Here is a 14366-nt window from a genome sequence, read left to right as displayed (position 1 = left end):
CGCCTCAGTTCACCATCCGCCGCAACTGATCAGCAATCGCCTGGTATCGGTTCAAGAGGTCATCAATCTTCTCGGGACTCTCGCCCCGATAATCGGCCAGAATAGAAATCTCATTCTCGACCAACCGAAGATTTTCGGAGGAAAGGGCGCCAAGGGCCAGCATATCTTCCCAGCGTTCAATAACTTGTTCGGAGAGCGCGATCCTATCGATGCCGGCCGGGGTTACTGTGATGGTCGTCAAACCTTCGCCTTCCGCCAGCCTGCCGCCCTGGCTTCCGCTTCGGAGCAAAACCACCGCTCACCGTGCGATGCGCTGATCCGCGTGTCGTTGTAATATTTCTGGCCTGGAACGTGATAGATGCGCTCGCCACGCGTGTTCACGTTGCCCTTGATGTTGCATTCGCCCTGCTGAGCAACGGTCTCCTGCATTGAAGTAACGCTCGCCATCCCAGTGGCAAGTACAAGCCCGGCCGACAAAGCAGCCATCCTCAGAGCGCGCATCTTTCCCCCCTCTGCCTTGGGCAAGTGGGCCGCATTTCTGCGCTTTCGTCAACTACTGGCGGGGCGGCATGGGCACCGCGTGCATACGGAGGCTCAACGACTGCCGAACTCGCCTGAACAAAAGGCCTGCCTCGGGTGACGATGAGGCAGGCCTGGGGAAGGGTTGCGCGTTCAGGACACATTGCGCCCATCCATGCTGTCCGCAGTGTCTGAACAAGCGGTTAATTCACTCACTCAACATCGATAGGAGGCCGATATGGCCAAGAACAACTTCGCCCACGCGCTGGGCGAGGTACTTAAGCACGAGGGTGGTTATGTCGATCATCCTTCCGATCCCGGCGGAGCCACCAACTTGGGCGTCACCATCGGCACGCTGTCCGGCTGGCTCGGGCGCAAGGCCACCAAGGCCGAGGTTAAAGCGCTCACTGTCAAGGATGTGACGCCGATCTACCGCAAGAATTACTGGAGCCGGGTGCGCGGCGACGATCTACCAGCGGGGCTCGACCTGGCTGTGTTCGACTTCGCCGTCAATTCCGGCCCGGACCGGGCAGCGAGGGCACTCCAGACAATCGTCGGCGTATCGGTGGATGGCGTTATCGGTCCAATCACCCTCGGGGTGATCGAGCGGATCGGTGCCACTGCCGTCATAGGCGACCTGTGTTCACATCGGCTCGCCTTCCTTGAGCGGCTACCCACATGGCCCACCTTCGGCAAGGGCTGGTCCCGCCGGGTCGCTGCGGTGCGTGCCGAGGCCCTATCGATGGCCCAATCCCCTCCTCAACCGGGTTCAGCGCCGCCCGAACGGGGCAGGGCACCCACCATCATCATCACCGCAATCGTCCTGGCCGCTCTCGTAGCGGCCTTTTTCATCACCCAAGTGAGGTTCTGACCATGCTGACTTCCATCATCCTTGCCGTCACTCAGAACGTGTTGGTGGGCTGGCTCTGGCGCCGGCTGCAAGAGCTGGTCGCCTGGGTCGCGGGGCTTGCGCCGCTGTTTATGATGCTCCCGCCCGAACACCAGGCGCTTATTGTGGCGGTCTTGCAGGGGCAGGGCGGCGGCTATTCGGTTTCCGCCTATATCGGCTTTGCCATGTATTTGTGGAGCCAGTGGCAGTCTTACCGGGCCACCGTGCGCCCCCAAGTCGTTACCGGCAGCGGGCGCAAGATTGCTCTCGACCCGTACACCCGCGCCGCCAGCGAAATCGAGGCGAGGGCATCCACCGCGCCCCGACCCCGCACGCTCTGGGAGCGCCTGTTCGGCAAATAACACCGGGCGGCTCCGGCCGCTCGCCTCTCCCTCGGGCATTCAGGGTTCAGCATGACCGACGATAATACGCAACGATCCCTGGGCCGGCTGGAAGGCCAGATGAGCGAGGTCTTGACCATGCTCAAAGCGTCCGGCGATAGTCGGGCGCGCCTTCATGAGCGGGTGGATGAAGTCTCAGACCGCCTCGGAAAGATCGAGGGCGATATCGGTATATCTGCTCAGGTGGATGTTCAGGTTCGCGAGCGGCTGGACGCCTTCGACGCCAAGTTGACCAATGACGTCATGCCGACCATCAACGAAGTGAAACGCTGGAAGATCACCGGGGTGACGGTGCTCGCTATGGTGGGCATGGCCGGAGCTGCCATCGGATCATTCCTGTGGTGGGCCTGGGATGTGATCGTCCAGAAGTGGAGTGGCGGATAATAGAGATCAGATAGCCGGCGCCCTGGTGAACGATAGACATGTATCGTTCATGGACGGAACGTCCACAGATGATATCCGCCCATTTTTGACATGTCGGCTCATAATGTTAAAAACCGCAGGAGCCACTACGCGTTTCCCATCCCGGTTGTGGCTTCGGGCTTGAGCGGTTTCCTATAATTCTGCTCTGTAAGAGCATTAGAACTGTTTTGGGGAAGGCGACCCAAAAGGACCTTTTATTCTTGACTAACGCAAAAACAGCCCTGCTAGTTATTGACTTGCAGGAAGCTAACCGGCCAACTGGCGCTTGGCCGGTTTTCGATTACTCAGGCGTTATTGATCGTTCAAGAGCGGTTATTGAGGCGGCAAGGGAAGCGGGGATTCAGGTTATCTACACGCGTCACTGGCACGCTAGAGACGGATCCGACTTGCTTCGATTTGAAAAGGTTGGCGAAGACGGTCAGCCTACCCATTGCGTAGAAGATAGCGACGCAGCCCAAATCAGCCCGGAGGTTGCATCCGCGGACGGCGACATCATCATTGATAAGACCCGGTATTCAGCATTCTTCGGGACGCGGCTTGAATCTGTTCTTCAACGGCTGAATATCGAAAATCTGATGATACTCGGCGTTTGGACGGAGGCCTGCGTAGAGACCACTGTCAATGACGCCGTTTGGAAGGGCTACCGGGTTACCCTTGTAAAGGATGCAATGACCACGGCCACACGGACAATGCATAAATCTGCCATTCTAAGCATGGCGAATTGGCTTTACGGCGGCGAAATCGTAGTGGCCGAACAGGCTGTCAAATTGATGAGAGGTGAGCCCTATAGGTCGTGGAAATTCTCTGTCCCGTCTCAGTTCCTTTTTGAAGCTGAAACCATCAAACAACTCTACGACCAGATATAAGGGATCATCATGCCCGTTGGAAAAAACACTATCGCCATCACCGCGGCGATGCTTCTTCTCGGCTCCCCCCATGCATTGGCTGCGGAAATCAATCCGGCTCGGGGAACCTGGGATTCAGGTTGGTTTGATACCGAAGTTTACATTGCTGCGCTACGTGAGCTTGGACACTCTGTGAATGAGCCCGTCACTCTTGATGATGCTGTTCGATATGAAGCCCTCAGTCAGCGTGATGCGGACTTTTCGGTCATGGAGTGGTTCCCGCTTTTCAACGATCGCCTGACCATGTTCGATAATCTCGAAGCGGTCGGTTACGTTATCCGTGGCGGCGCACTTGAAGGCTATCTGATTGATAAGAAGACGGCCGATGAATACGGCATCACTTCGCTGGCCGATTTTACCGACCCGAAGATATCAGCCCTATTCGATCGCAGCGGTAACGGCGTCGCCGATATGGTTGCCTGCCCGCCCGGATGGGATTGCGGCCTCGTTATCGATCATCACATAAGTGAATTTGGGCTGGAGGAGCATATTGAGCTGATAACGGCGGCCTACGATCCTGCGATGGCAGATGCTGTGGCGGCCCATGAGACTGGCGAGCCGATCTTCTTCTACACCTGGACCCCAAATTGGGTGCTCGGAGAACTGATGCCCGGCGAGGATGTGGTATGGCTTGAGGTGCCTTATTCGTCCCTCCCTGAGGGGCAGTCTCAGTTCGAGGGCCATACCGCAATTGCAGGAGTCTCGGGCTGCTCTAGCGATCCATGCGAGATGGGTTTTCCGGCCAACGATATTCGGCCGGTAGGCAACGTTGAGTTCCTTGAGGAAAATCCGGATGTTCGCCGTCTCTTTGAGGTTATGGAGATTCCTCTAGATGCAGTGGGCGAGCAAAATGTTCGTATGCGGGATGGCGAGAACAGCGATGAAGATGTGCGCCGGCACGCTCAAGAGTGGATTGCTGCCAACCAGGAGACTTTCGACGGATGGATCGAAGAAGCTAGGGCTGCGCTAGAACAGTAAAATTCTTCAAAGCTCAGTACCAAAGCATCAGCAATTGCCCCGGCCTCACGGTCGGGGCTTTTCTTGGCTTGGCTTGGAAGCCTTTGGATCATGAATGATGTGAGTCCCGGGCTTTGTTCTGCCCTTGGGGCACAGCATCACCAGCCGGATGAGTTTGTCATTTGTCAGGCCGCACAGCGCATCCCCACGGGCGGCCACTGCCATACCCGGAACGGGAACAGGCGGTCTGCGCGGGAAGGGACAAGCAGACCTCCGGACCCGAATGACTGGGCGCGCAACGGCGCTATTCGCACCACCACTCATGGCCATCCGGCCACCGGCGAGCCAGCCCCTCCTCGATGAGGATATCTCCCACGTCCCGCCCGCCAATGCGGATCGTCGCCAGGACGCGGCCATAGCGGTCTTGCCCAGAGGTCTGGACCGTGAAGGAATTGGAATTGAGCAGTTCCAGCAACCTGGCGCTAGCGCGGTGGGCCAGAGCGACCTCTGCCTGACCACCGCAGATGTCGTTATGGGGTTCCGGTGTGTCGTAGCTCTGCAAGCGCAGGTTTTGGCCATCGAGCCAGATCGTGTCACCGTCCACGACGCATGTATGGCGATTTCGGCCGCACATCGAAAATCGAGCGGTCCGTTCCTGTGCAGTCCCGGCAAAGGTCGCGACTTGGCTGCTGGCAGGCAAGAATTGATCGACTGCAATCCAGCCAAGACCGCAGACGGCAAAGAGGGCAATTACACCCAGCGCCGGGGTGACCGCATCTCGTTGCGGTGGGGCGGGACGCCTGGGCCGAGGGCGTTTAGGTCTGAGCCTGATGAACTTCATTTCGCTCCGTGAGGCCTTCTGGCCCCAGAAGTGGGGAACCTACTTAGGTCTCATTGAACGGGCGGCGCTGCTTCCGGGAGGGAGTGTCGATTCCGCTATTCTTCCGGTCGAGCTCTCGCACTTTTCGGTCAATTGCCTCCAGCAGTTCGGCGGCTTCGGCATCGTTCGTCGAGCCCTCGACAACCTGATCTTCCGATAGGCCGAGAATATGACGCACGCTAACGCTTGTTGGGACGCGGACCATGAGCCAGCAATAGCATGAATGCCGAACAGACATTACCACGCTCAAGGCAGGGCAAGTTCAGTCATTAGCAGACATCTGGCCGGGCGCAGGTGACCATCGCCATTCCATTGGGTGAAATCGCGAACACAAGAATGGCTAACCCTAAAATGAGTTAGCCAAAAACGCCAAAAAGCTATTTTAAATCAATGGCCGTTTTGAGCGGTGGTGGAGGGGACTGGATTCGAACCAGTGTAGCCTAAGGCGTCAGATTTACAGTCTGATGGATTTAACCACTCTCCCACCCCTCCACATAACGGGCAGGAGACGAGGCGCGCTTGCATCTCGTCGGGCGGTTTATGGTGGGCGGGGACGAAGGTGTCAACACCCTAGCAAGCCTTGCCCGCAAGAAATTGACGTTGTTGTCATTTTTTGGCCGGCACCGTCCCGGCGCTCTTGCCAGATCGGCCCCGATCGCGCTAAGCGGAGCGGTGGCTTCGCCCTGCGGGCGGGTATAGCTCAATGGTAGAGCAGCAGCCTTCCAAGCTGAATACGCGGGTTCGATTCCCGCTACCCGCTCCATACAACTCCTCAAAAATCCTGTTTACGGCATGACACCCGCTTCACTGGCGGTGTTGCGCGGCCGGGCCGAAAAGACCGGCAGGTCAAGGCTTTGCACACTGCTTCCAACCGGGGCAGGGGTGTGGTTCGAACGGCGATTGTCTTTTTAAAACTTGTTGTTAGGCTGGTCGGATGACTAGCTTGGAGAGAGTTATGGGCGACCAAATCGGCAACCCGACCCGAAGAGATTTCCTGACCATGGTGGGCGCCGTCGGCGGCGCCGCGCTGATGTACCAGACAATGGGCATGATGGGACTGGCGCAGGCTTCCCCCTATGCCGGCCCGATCAAGCTGGGCACCGCCCCGGCCAACAAGAAGGTGCTGGTGCTGGGGGCCGGCATCGCCGGAATGGTCGCCGCCATGGAATTGCGCGACGCCGGCTATGAAGTCGAAGTCATCGAATTCCGCGATGTCGCCGGCGGACGCTGCTGGACCATCCGGGCCGGCGATACCTATGAAGAGCTCGGCGGCGCGGTTCAGAAGGTCGATTTCGCCGAAGGGAATTACTTCAATCCCGGGCCGTGGCGGGTGCCCTACAACCACTACGGCATCATCGACTATTGCCGGCGCCTGGGCGTCGAGCTGGAGCCGCTGATCCAGATCAACAATTTCGCCTATGTGCACTCGAAGGATGCGCTGGACGGCAAGCCGGTGCGCTACCGGGAAATCAATTCCGATTTCCGCGGGCATATCTCGGACCTGCTCTCCAAGGTGACCAATCAGGGGGCGCTCGACGAGGTCCTGTCCGACGAGGACAAGGAGAATCTTCTGGCGGGCCTGCGCACTTTCGGGGCGCTGAATGCCGACAACGAATATGTCTCCGGCAATACGGCCAGCGCCCGCCGCGGATATGAGCGGGCGCCGGGCGGCGGCGTGGACGGCGCGCCGATCGCCAATGAAATCATGGACTTGTCGACGCTGCTCAGCTCCGGCCTGTGGAGCCGCCTCGCCACCAGCGAGGCCCTGAACAGCTCCATGCCGATCTTCCAGCCCAAGGGCGGCATGGACATGATCGCGCGGGCCATGGCGGAGAATCTGGGCGATCTGGTCAAGTATCGGAAGCGCGTGACCCAGATCAGGCAGGACGATGATGGCGTCACCGTCGTTTATGAGGACATGGACCAGGGCGATGCGGAAGTCACCACGACTGCCGATTACTGCGTCTGCACGATTCCGTTCTCGATCCTCGGGCAGATCGACCACGACTTCTCTTCCTCGCTGAGCAATGTCATCTCGACGATGTCCTATAATGCGTCGATCAAGGTCGGGGTCGAGTTCAAGCGCCGCTTCTGGGAAGAGGACGAGCACATCTACGGCGGCACCACCTATACGGACCTGCCGATCTCGCAGATCTCCTACCCGTCCAACGACTATCTTTCCGACAAGCCGGGCGTGCTGCTGGGCTGCTATTCCTGGGGGGCGACGGCTTACCAGTTCTCCTCGATGACGCCGGAGGAGCGCATCAGCCGCACGGTGGAGTTCGGCAGCCAGATCCATCCGCAGATGAAGGAGGAGTTCAAGGCCGGCGTGGCCGTCGCCTGGCACCGCGTGCCCTGGACGCTGGGGTGCTATGGCGCCTGGCAGGACAAGGAGGCGCAGTATCAGGACGGGGTGGCGATGGATCGCCGCATCGTGTGCGCAGGCGAGCACCTGTCCTATCTGCCGGCCTGGATGGAAGGGGCTCTGCTGTCCTCGCTGGACGCCATCACCCGCTTGCACGAAGTCGCCTCCAACGCAGCAGGAAAGTAAGAAAAATGCGTGTTCTCATCACTTTAGCCGCTGCGCTGGTTCTCGGCTCCACTACCGCAAGCGCACAGGACACCACGGCGGGCGACGATAGCCAAGCCTGGTTCGCCAGCTCCTCCGTGCTCACCCAGAGCACGGGCAAGGGCATTTACGATGCCGTATGCACCAGCTGCCACATGGCGGATGGAGCGGGCGCGGTGGGAGCCGGGCACTATCCGGCCCTGGCCGATAACGAGATGCTGGAATTCGCCGATTACCCCATCTACATGGTCGTGCACGGCAGCGGCGCCATGCCGCCGCTGGGCGGGGTGCTCAACGATGAACAGATCGCCCAGGTGGTGAACTATATCCGCACCCATTTCGGCAATGACTATCAGGACGAACCGGCGACCGCCGACATGGTGGCCGGAGCCCGATAGGCCCCGATCGGGTACGATTTTCATGGCGGCCGGGTTTCGGCCGCCATGTCCGGACGGTCGTCCGCATTTGCCCGCCGAACGCCAGCACATCGTTAGCATTTCGCGCTGCATTCAGTGCCGCGCGAGCAGCCATTCCGCGGTTTCGGGGGCGATCTCGCGCAGGGGCACGAGGACGAAATCGCGCTCATGGGCGAAGCGATGGGGCAGTGTCAGCTTCGCCGTTTCCATCTCCACCCGGTCATAGGCGATGAGGTCGATATCGATGAGGCGCGGCCCCCATACCTCGTGACGCACCCGGCCCATGTCGCGCTCGATGTCGAGACAGGCATGCAGCAGGTCGATGGGGGAAAGGGAGGTGTCGATCTCGGCGGCCATATTGGCGAAATCGGGCTGGTCGGTCTTGCCCCAGGGCGGGGTGCGGATCACCGAGGACCGCGCCACCACCGCGATGCGGCCATGGGCGGCGAGCCGGCGCATGGCCTCGGCCAGCTGGGCCGGCGGATCGCCGATATTGGCGCCGAGGCTGAGCCAGGCCCGGGCCATCAGGCGGGGGGCCGGAGGCGATGCAGCTCGATCGCCGCCTCGCCCCGCACCATGGCGATGGGCGCCTCCGGCTTGCGCACGCGCACGATGACCCAGCCCACATCGGCGAAGGCGGCGAAAATGGCGTCGACGATATTCTGGGCGACGGCCTCGATGAGGTTCATGCGCTTGGTCTCGAAGGCGGATTTCACCGCTTCATAGATATCGGCATAGGAGACGGTGGCGCCGATGGCGTCGGTCTCGGCCGGTCCCGACAGATCGACACCGCATTGCAGGTCGATGAAGAAACGCTGGCCCAGCGCATTCTCCTCACTATAGAGGCCGTGATAGCCGTAAAAGCCCAGATCGCTGAGGATGATGCGGTCGCCGGAAAAAGGGCTGGTCATGGCAATGGCTCCGGACGGGGTGGGGATCAGGTCCGGCCCGGACCATACAATGTCGCCTCGGCCACGCGAAGGGCATCGCGGTTGGGCGCGACATCATGGACGCGGAAAATATGGCCGCCGCGCTCATAGCCCTGAACGCTGGTGGCGATGGTGCCGGGCAGGCGCTCATGCGGCTGGTTGTCGAGCAGCCGGCCGATCATGGATTTTCGCGAGGTGCCGACGAGAAGGGCATTTTTCGGGAAAGAGTTCTTCAAATCAGCGAGTTGGCGGAGAATGCCATAGTTCTGGTCGAGGGTCTTGGTGAAGCCGAAACCCGGGTCGAGAACGACGCGGGCGGCATCGATGCCGGCAGTTTCGGCGATGGCGAGGGTACGCTCGAAATAGCGGACCATGGCGGGCAACGGCCCGGTCGCGGCGGTCCAGCCCCGGTCCCAGTGCATGGCGATGACCGGCGCCTGGTGCCGGGCGGCGATCCCGGCCATTTCCGGGGCGCCCTGGAGGCCGTTGACGTCGTTGACGATATCGGCCCCGGCCTCGATAGCCCGATCCGCGACCGGGGGCTTCATGGTGTCGATGGAGATGGGGACTGCAATACCGGCGGCGCGGATGGCCTCGATGACCGGCACCACGCGGTCCAGCTCCTGCTCGACGCCGACCGGCTCGGCGCCGGGACGGGTGCTTTCGCCGCCGATATCGAGAATATCCGCCCCTTCCGCCAGCATCAGCCGCGCATGGGCAAGGGCGGCGTCGACCCGGTCGTGGCGGCCGCCATCGGAAAAGCTGTCGGGTGTGACGTTGAGAATGCCCATGACCAGCGCGCGCGGGCCCAGAACAAGCGGCGGGCGATGGCGCAGGGGGATGGAGTGGGTGCTGTGCATGATCCGCTACAAAGGTGACTGCCGCATCTGCGGAGCGGGGCGGCGCGCTCGAGGCTAAGCGATGTCGGGTCAGGAGGGGGTGGGGCCTGACTGCCGTTCTGCCGCCCGCTTCTTCAGAATTTCCAGGGCTTTGTCGGCTGTCCGCATATCGTCACCGACATGTACACCATCATTGCCGTAACGGGGATAATATCCCGGCAGATCAACCACGATGCTGTCTTCCCCATAGCTTATGCGCACGGGCCGGATATCACGGAAAAGCGTTTCGCCGGTTTCGGGCGATACCATCGTTTCTGGAAGACGTGTGCTGGCGGTGGCCATTTCTATCTCTGCTTGAACGAAACAACGATGAATTCGGTGACGATGTCCGCCTGAAACTTGATATATATAACATCAGGTCACCGGCAGGAACATGATAGACGTCCTGCCAGCGTGATGAGTCCATATAGGTGGTCATGGACTTGTAGAACATAGGACGTTCAATGGACCGAATGATGGCGGCAATGGCCTGGCTGTCGAAGCCGAGCCCACGCGCGTCCTGCGCCGCTCTCGTGGTCATTGCCAATGTCGAGACCGAACCGAGAACGTGCTGAAGACGGCTAAGGTCGTAAGTCGGCTTCAGCTTTTCCATCTGCTCCCGAAATTCGATCGATCCGACGCCTGCCCATCCTCGGGCAAATCATCGGCCGGTGCAACTATTGCCGCCGCCGTGCCTCCAGCGCCGCCTTGATCGCCAGGGTGGCCACGGCGATGAGGGTGAGGGTGGAGGCGGCGGCGAAGGCGCCGGTGATGTTGAAGTCGTTGAACAGCAGGTTGATCTGCAGGGGCAGGGTATTGGTCTGGCCGCGGATGGCGCCGGAAACGACGGAGACGGCGCCGAATTCGCCCATGACGCGGGCATTGGTGAGCACGGCGCCATAGACCAGCGCCCAGGAGATGTTGGGCAGGGTGACATAGCGGAACATCTGCCAGCCGGTGGCGCCGAGCGACAAAGCGGCCTCCTCGTCCTCGGTGCCCTGCTGGCTCATCATCGGGATGAGCTCGCGGGCCGCATAGGGCGCGGTGACGAAGAGGCTGACGAGAACGATGGCGAGCGGGGTGAACATGACCTGGAGGCCGGCCGCCTGCAGGGCCGGCCCGAACAGGCCCTGGCCGCCATAGAGGAACAGATAGGTGACGCCGGCGACGATGGGGCTCATGGCGGCGGGCAGGTCGATGAAGCTCACCAGAAGCTGGCGGCCGCGAAAGCGGAAACGGGTGACCAGCCAGGCCAGCGCCGCCCCGACCACGATATTGACCGGGACCACCACCAGGGCGGTGAGCACGGTGAGCAGGATGGCGTGGCGGGTATTGGGCTCGACTATATTGGAAAAATAGACGCCCAGGCCCTCGCGCAGGGCAAAGGAGAAGATCAGCGCCAGCGGCACCAGCAGGGTGAGCCCGGCAAGCAGCACGGCGAGGGCGATGAGGGCGATCTCGGCGGGGGACCGGACGGTCGCATGGGATTGCCCGGGGCGCGGCGCCGCTTTCCCGGCGGACGAGGGCGTTGCGGCGGCAGCGCCGGCGGGCCCGTTTCCGAAGATGGGGCCAGGGCGGGTCCGGAAGTTCCGCGCCCGGTGCCTTCCATCGTGGGGGTCGGCAGAGGACGGGCGCCGACCGGCAAGCGGGTCGAGTTCTCCCGCAAGGGAAGAGGCGAAGCTGCGGGGCTGCGAGAGCGGGGGCATCAGGCGCTCCTTTCGACATAGCGCGTCTGCCAGGCGGCGAGGGCGTTGGTGGCGAGAAGGGTGAGGAAGGCGACCAGCAGCAGCACGAAGGCGAGGGCGGCGGCGGCTTCGTAATTATATTCGTCGAGCCGGATATAGATCAGCAGCGAAACGATCTCGGTCACCCCGGGCAAATTGCCGGCGATGAAGATGACCGCGCCGAATTCGCCCAGCGAGCGGGCGAAGGACAGGACGCAGCCGCCGATGAAGGCGGGCAGGATGGCGGGCCAGATGATGCGGGTGAAGACCTGGAAGGGGGTGGCGCCCAGCGTATGGGCCGCCGCCTCGAGGCTCTGGTCCAGCTCCTCCAGCACCGGCTGCACGGCGCGCACGACGAAGGGAATGGAGGTGAAGGTCATGGCGGCGATGATGCCGAGCTGGGTGTAATTGACCTTGATGCCGCCGGGTTCGAGAAACTGGCCATACCAGCCGGTCTGGGCGAACAGCGTGACCAGGACCAGCCCGGCGACGGCGGTGGGCAGGGCGAAGGGCAGGTCCACCAGCGCATCGAGGACGCGGCGCCCGGGGAAACGGTAGCGGGTGAGCACGAAGGCCAGCAGCAGGCCGATCAGCCCGTTGAGGACGGTGGCGCAAAGGGCCGAGGTGAAGGTGATCCGGTAGGCGGCGACGGCCCGGGGCGAGCTGACGATGCGCCAGAACTCCGGCCAGCCCATGCCGGCGAGCTTGAGCAGCATGGCGGCGATGGGCAGCAGGATGATGAGGGTGATGTAGAACAGCGAAATGCCCATGGTCAGGCCGAAACCGGGCAGGAGATGCTTGCTGGCGGGTCTGGACATGGGGGGCTCGCTGGTTTTGGTTCGTGGGGTGGCGGGGATTCCCCTCAAGGGCAGGGCAATCGCATATGAAAAAATCTGTGAGGACGATCCCTTCACCTCCCTCCCCCTTGAGGGGAGGGAATGAGGGTGGGGGTTCGGGAATCCGATTGATCCATCGAGAAAATCGACAGCGCGGAACCCCCACCCCTAACCCCTCCCCTCAAGGGGGAGGGGAACGCGACAGCGGCCATTGCACCGTCTGGCTCATATGCAATTCCCTTGCCTCCAAGGAGGGAGGGAATGCCGCGGCTACTGGTTGACGAAGACCTGGTCGAGCAGGCCGCCATCGGCGAAGTGTTCCTCGCTGATCCGGGCCCAGCCGCCGAAGCCGTCCTCGGCGGTGACGAGCCGGACTTCGGGGAAGCGGTCGGCGAATTCGGCGGCGACGGCCTCGTCATTGGGGCGGTGATTGCGCTCCGCCACGATATGCTGGCCCTCGGGGGAGTAGAGGAATTCCAGATAGGCGCGGGCGAGGTCGCGGCTGCCGCGGGCGTCGACCACCTTGTCGACGATGGCGACGGGAAATTCGGCCAGCAGGCTGACGGGGGGCACCACGGCCTCGTATTTGTCGGCGCCCAGCAGCTCGACCGCGCTCAGCACCTCGGCCTCGAAGGTGATGAGCACGTCGCCGAGCTGGCGCTCGGTGAAGGCGGTGGTGGCGCCGCGCCCGCCGGTCTCGAAGACGGGGACGTTGAGGAAGACTTTCGTGAGATAGTCCTCGACCTTGGCGCCGTCATCGGCGAACTCCTCATTGGCCCAGGCGCGGGCCGCCAGATAGGTGTAGCGGCCATTGCCGGAGGTCTTGGGATTGGGGAAAATCACCTGAACGTCGTCGCGGGCCAGATCGGCCCAGGAGGTGATGTTCTTGGGATTGCCGGCGCGGACGAGAAAGGCGGGCAGCGAATAAAAGGGCGAGGCCTGGTTGGGAAAGGCCTGCTGCCAGTCGGCGGAAACGAAGCCGCCCTCGACCAGCCGCTCGATATCGGTCACCTGATTGAAGGTGACGACGTCGGCGGGCAGGCCCTCGAGAATGGCGCGGGCCTGGGTGGAGGTGCCGGCATGGGACTGGTTGACGGTGATCGCGGCGCCATGGGCCGCCTCATAGGCGGGAACGAAGGTGGCGTTCTCGGCGTCGAACAGTTCGCGGCCGATATCGTAGGAGGCGTTGAGGATGTCGGTGGGCTGGGCCAGGGCCGGCGTTGCGGCCAGGGCCAGGGCGGCGAAAGCGGAGGCGAAAAGCTTGTTCATGTGACGCGAATTCCATCGGCTTGGTCGGATTGCCGATGGTGATGCGACGGCGCCGGCAGTGGCGTAAAGAGCTAAATGCCTGCTTCGGACGAGTAATTTACCGGCCGCTGCGCGGGGGCAAAGACGTTGCGCGGGGCCGCGCTTCCGCGCCAATTCCTTTCCGCGGGAAAGACCGGCCGCCCGGGGGCGACCGGCGCCTGAGCGGCGTGAATCCCTTGCGGGCGCACACCGGCCAGAGTTTCCGCATCCTCCTCGAATGCTATTTCGACACGGCCCGGCCGATGATGATGATGATGCAGGCTCCGATGAAGCCGGCAATCAGATAGCCGATCCAGCCGCCGAAGGAGATCCCCAGAAGCCCGAAGACCAGGCTGGCGAGAATGGCGCCGACGATACCCAGAAGGACATTCTTGAGCACGCCGCCGCCGGCATTCATGAACATGCTTGCCAGCCACCCGGCGACGCCGCCGATGATGATGGCCGCAATCCAGCCCACTCCGTCAAAACCCATTTGCTTTCTCCTCGCGCTGAGTCTGTTGACAGCGAAAGGGTGGCACAGTGGACGGAAAACGCAAGATCGGTTCGGAGCGAGGTGTTTTGTGCGGCGTGGGAGCATTCCCCTCCCCTTGGACGGAGGGGTTATTTTGGCTTTCCTGGATTGGTGTTTTGTTGCCCACACCAACGCTGCGCTGCCCTCGGGCTCGACCCACTGCTGTCCGGTTTAATCTGGTGAGAACTGGAGGGTCATTTGGCGGGTATCGCGGGGTATTG

The 14366-nt window shown here is 61.8% G+C and carries 20 protein-coding genes and 2 tRNA genes; 9 read left to right on the top strand and 13 right to left on the bottom strand.

Annotated elements, in window-relative coordinates; all coding sequences use genetic code 11:
- Positions 1-4: 4 nt before the first annotated feature.
- Both ACFOOL_RS06795 and ACFOOL_RS06790 read right to left on the bottom strand, forming a co-directional pair.
- Positions 5-241, bottom strand: coding sequence for a hypothetical protein (locus tag ACFOOL_RS06795; protein WP_380096079.1), 237 nt, complete (start codon positions 239-241; stop codon positions 5-7).
- Entirely contained in the window at positions 238-429 is a 192-nt protein-coding gene (locus tag ACFOOL_RS06790; protein WP_380096077.1) for a sunset domain-containing protein, read from the bottom strand. Before ACFOOL_RS06790 ends, ACFOOL_RS06795 begins: the two co-directional genes overlap by 4 nt.
- Before the next feature lie 328 nt (positions 430-757).
- Between ACFOOL_RS06790 and ACFOOL_RS06785 the strand changes: the two genes are divergently transcribed.
- The 5 genes from ACFOOL_RS06785 to proX all read left to right on the top strand — a co-directional run bounded on the left by ACFOOL_RS06785 (position 758) and on the right by proX (position 4115).
- Complete coding sequence (locus tag ACFOOL_RS06785) at positions 758-1390, top strand: glycoside hydrolase family 108 protein (protein WP_380096075.1); 633 nt, start codon at positions 758-760, stop codon at positions 1388-1390.
- A 2-nt stretch (positions 1391-1392) separates the two neighbouring features.
- Positions 1393-1770: a hypothetical protein gene (locus ACFOOL_RS06780; RefSeq protein ID WP_380096073.1), complete on the top strand. Its 378-nt coding sequence runs from the start codon at positions 1393-1395 to the stop codon at positions 1768-1770.
- Positions 1771-1821: 51 nt separating this feature from the next.
- On the top strand, positions 1822-2193 hold the full coding sequence (locus ACFOOL_RS06775; protein WP_380096072.1) for a DUF1515 family protein: 372 nt from the start codon (positions 1822-1824) through the stop codon (positions 2191-2193).
- A 239-nt stretch (positions 2194-2432) separates the two neighbouring features.
- Positions 2433-3098: a cysteine hydrolase family protein gene (locus ACFOOL_RS06770; RefSeq protein WP_380096070.1), complete on the top strand. Its 666-nt coding sequence runs from the start codon at positions 2433-2435 to the stop codon at positions 3096-3098.
- A gap of 9 nt (positions 3099-3107) precedes the next feature.
- On the top strand, positions 3108-4115 hold the full coding sequence (proX, locus tag ACFOOL_RS06765) for a glycine betaine/L-proline ABC transporter substrate-binding protein ProX (RefSeq protein WP_380096068.1): 1008 nt from the start codon (positions 3108-3110) through the stop codon (positions 4113-4115).
- A 283-nt stretch (positions 4116-4398) separates the two neighbouring features.
- Here the strand turns inward: proX and ACFOOL_RS06760 are convergent, their stop codons facing one another.
- Complete coding sequence (locus ACFOOL_RS06760) at positions 4399-4935, bottom strand: thermonuclease family protein (protein WP_380096066.1); 537 nt, start codon at positions 4933-4935, stop codon at positions 4399-4401.
- On the opposite strand from ACFOOL_RS06760, the gene ACFOOL_RS06755 reads away from it, so the two are divergent.
- Positions 4925-5134 carry a hypothetical protein gene (locus ACFOOL_RS06755; RefSeq protein WP_380096064.1) on the top strand — a complete coding sequence of 70 codons (210 nt, stop codon included), beginning with the start codon at positions 4925-4927 and terminating at the stop codon, positions 5132-5134. The genes ACFOOL_RS06760 and ACFOOL_RS06755 overlap by 11 nt on opposite strands.
- 247 nt (positions 5135-5381) lie before the next feature.
- Here ACFOOL_RS06755 and ACFOOL_RS06750 read toward each other — a convergent pair.
- A tRNA-Tyr gene (locus ACFOOL_RS06750) sits at positions 5382-5466 on the bottom strand.
- A gap of 197 nt (positions 5467-5663) precedes the next feature.
- Between ACFOOL_RS06750 and ACFOOL_RS06745 the strand changes: the two genes are divergently transcribed.
- The 3 genes from ACFOOL_RS06745 (at position 5664) to ACFOOL_RS06735 (ending at position 7941) form a co-directional block, all read left to right on the top strand.
- Positions 5664-5737, top strand: a tRNA-Gly gene (locus tag ACFOOL_RS06745).
- A gap of 192 nt (positions 5738-5929) precedes the next feature.
- Positions 5930-7525 carry an FAD-dependent oxidoreductase gene (locus tag ACFOOL_RS06740; RefSeq protein WP_380096062.1) on the top strand — a complete coding sequence of 532 codons (1596 nt, stop codon included), beginning with the start codon at positions 5930-5932 and terminating at the stop codon, positions 7523-7525.
- Between the two features lie 5 nt (positions 7526-7530).
- Positions 7531-7941 carry a c-type cytochrome gene (locus tag ACFOOL_RS06735; protein WP_380096060.1) on the top strand — a complete coding sequence of 137 codons (411 nt, stop codon included), beginning with the start codon at positions 7531-7533 and terminating at the stop codon, positions 7939-7941.
- 111 nt (positions 7942-8052) lie between these two features.
- On the opposite strand, the gene folK is transcribed toward ACFOOL_RS06735, so the two are convergent.
- From folK to ACFOOL_RS06690, 9 genes are all read right to left on the bottom strand, one after another.
- Positions 8053-8484, bottom strand: coding sequence for a 2-amino-4-hydroxy-6-hydroxymethyldihydropteridine diphosphokinase (folK, locus tag ACFOOL_RS06730; protein WP_380096058.1), 432 nt, complete (start codon positions 8482-8484; stop codon positions 8053-8055).
- A complete protein-coding gene (gene folB / locus ACFOOL_RS06725; protein ID WP_380096056.1) occupies positions 8484-8870 on the bottom strand; it encodes a dihydroneopterin aldolase in 387 nt (128 codons plus the stop codon). The genes folK and folB overlap by 1 nt, the downstream gene beginning before the upstream one ends.
- A gap of 26 nt (positions 8871-8896) precedes the next feature.
- Positions 8897-9748, bottom strand: a complete 852-nt coding sequence (gene folP, locus ACFOOL_RS06720) for a dihydropteroate synthase (RefSeq protein ID WP_380096054.1) — start codon at positions 9746-9748, stop codon at positions 8897-8899.
- Between the two features lie 69 nt (positions 9749-9817).
- A complete protein-coding gene (locus tag ACFOOL_RS06715; RefSeq protein ID WP_380096155.1) occupies positions 9818-10069 on the bottom strand; it encodes a hypothetical protein in 252 nt (83 codons plus the stop codon).
- On the bottom strand, positions 9999-10307 hold the full coding sequence (locus tag ACFOOL_RS06710) for a type II toxin-antitoxin system MqsR family toxin (RefSeq protein ID WP_380096153.1): 309 nt from the start codon (positions 10305-10307) through the stop codon (positions 9999-10001). The genes ACFOOL_RS06715 and ACFOOL_RS06710 overlap by 71 nt, the downstream gene beginning before the upstream one ends.
- A gap of 136 nt (positions 10308-10443) precedes the next feature.
- Entirely contained in the window at positions 10444-11472 is a 1029-nt protein-coding gene (gene cysW / locus ACFOOL_RS06705; RefSeq protein WP_380096052.1) for a sulfate ABC transporter permease subunit CysW, read from the bottom strand.
- A complete protein-coding gene (gene cysT / locus ACFOOL_RS06700) occupies positions 11472-12308 on the bottom strand; it encodes a sulfate ABC transporter permease subunit CysT (protein ID WP_380096050.1) in 837 nt (278 codons plus the stop codon). The genes cysW and cysT overlap by 1 nt, the downstream gene beginning before the upstream one ends.
- 288 nt (positions 12309-12596) lie before the next feature.
- Positions 12597-13595: a thiosulfate ABC transporter substrate-binding protein CysP gene (gene cysP / locus ACFOOL_RS06695; RefSeq protein WP_380096048.1), complete on the bottom strand. Its 999-nt coding sequence runs from the start codon at positions 13593-13595 to the stop codon at positions 12597-12599.
- Between the two features lie 259 nt (positions 13596-13854).
- Complete coding sequence (locus tag ACFOOL_RS06690) at positions 13855-14106, bottom strand: GlsB/YeaQ/YmgE family stress response membrane protein (RefSeq protein ID WP_380096046.1); 252 nt, start codon at positions 14104-14106, stop codon at positions 13855-13857.
- Between the last annotated feature and the right edge of the window lie 260 nt (positions 14107-14366).

It is taken from the genome of Devosia honganensis (assembly GCF_042648785.1).
Taxonomy (GTDB): domain Bacteria; phylum Pseudomonadota; class Alphaproteobacteria; order Rhizobiales; family Devosiaceae; genus Devosia; species Devosia honganensis.
The sequence above is the reverse complement of the archived record's forward strand: the minus strand, read 5'-3'. Positions and strand labels throughout refer to the sequence as shown.